This window comes from Streptomyces hirsutus (assembly GCF_001418415.1).
Taxonomy (GTDB): domain Bacteria; phylum Actinomycetota; class Actinomycetes; order Streptomycetales; family Streptomycetaceae; genus Streptomyces; species Streptomyces hirsutus.
Genome location: NZ_LIQT01000720.1, coordinates 1 through 1,438 on the forward strand (window position 1 = coordinate 1; position 1,438 = coordinate 1,438).

Genomic DNA, 1,438 nt, shown 5'->3' on the forward strand with positions numbered 1-1,438 from the left:
CACTAGTAGGACTCCGTTAGGCCTGTCTCGATCTTGATGTCGTGTGCGGTCTGCTGGGCAAGGGCTGGTGGCAGGTGGTGCAGAAGCCGGTCCAGCACCTCAGGACGTCCTGGAGGGCATCGAGGATCTGGTAGAGAGTGAGCCCGGTGTGGGTGCTTTTGGGGCCAGACGCTGTTCGGTAAGAAACGCGTGGGCGGCGGTCACGAGGGTGACGTGGTGGTGCCGGCCGGGCCAGGACCGGCCTTCGAAGTGGTCCGGGCCCAGGCCGTGCTTGAGTTCGCGGTAGTCGTGCTCGATGCGCCAGCGGACCTTGGCCAGGCGGACCAGGTCGGTGATCGGAGTGTCGGCCGGCAGGCTGGACAGCCAGTAGTCGGTGGGCGCCTCGGCGTCCTCGGGCCATTCGATCAGCAGCCAGCAGTCGGGCAGCACCCCGTCCCACCAGCCCTGTTCGGCCGAGGCGGCGGCCCGGATCGGACGCTCGACGGCCTTGCCGGCCGGGCGGATGCGCACGGCAGCAAAGCGGGAACGTAACTCGCCGCGCGAGCCATGCCGCCAGGTGAGGGAGGTGAACGCTCCCTGTCCAAGATCGGCGGCAAGGGTTGCCTGCGAGGGTGCGGGGTGGCGATAGCGGGGCTGGGGCCAGCAGCCGACGGGGCCCTTGCGGTCCGGAGCCACGGGCTGGGCGTCGAACGGGTGGGCACTCACGTCCGCGCGGACGGCCAGCACGTAGTCGATTCCCCGCTGGGCCAGGCCGGCCCGCAGGTGGGCGTTGGTGCCGTAGGCGGCATCGGCCACGACCACGGGCGGGCTCATGCCCCAGCCGGCCAGCGTGTCGAGCATGTCCAGCGCCAGCCGCCACTTCTCGCGGTGCCCGGCCTCGGGCGGGATGCGGGTGGCGGTCCGGCGGCCGGTGTCCGAGCACCACTCCTGGGGCAGGAACAGGCGCCACTGCAGTGGGCAGGAGGCGGTGTCACCGGCGGCGTGGACGCTGACCGCGACCTGGCAGTTGGCGCGTTTGCCCAGGGCCCCGCAGTACTGCGGGGCCACGGCGACCGACATTCTTCCGTCCTTGGGCAGCGACACGTCGTCGATCACCCAGGCCGTCGGATTGATCAGCGGCAGCATGCGTTCGCAGATCCGCCGCTGCACCGGCACCGGGTCCCAGGTGGACTGGTTCACGAACTGCTGCAGGTTCTGTTCGTTGCCGTCCGGCAGCCTCGAGGCCATGGCCTGGATCGACTTGCGGCGGCCGTCCAGCATCAGTCCCCGCAGGTAGCAGTCGCCCTTGGCCCGCTGGTCCTTGCGCGGCACCGAGGCGAACACGTCAGCCACGTACAACGCCAACTTCGCCCGGACACGGTTCACTTCATGTGCGTCCATCCACCCAACATGCCCAGGAACAGGCCGAACCCGAAAACCTAACGGAGTCCTACTAGTG

Annotated in this window: 1 protein-coding gene; it reads right to left on the reverse strand. The window is 69.4% G+C overall.

Going from position 1 to position 1,438, the window contains the following annotated elements; all coding sequences use genetic code 11:
* Nucleotides 1–99: 99 nt before the first annotated feature.
* Complete coding sequence (locus AOK11_RS37860; protein ID WP_055598145.1) at nucleotides 100–1,380, reverse strand: IS701 family transposase; 1,281 nt, start codon at nucleotides 1,378–1,380, stop codon at nucleotides 100–102.
* Between the last annotated feature and the right edge of the window lie 58 nt (nucleotides 1,381–1,438).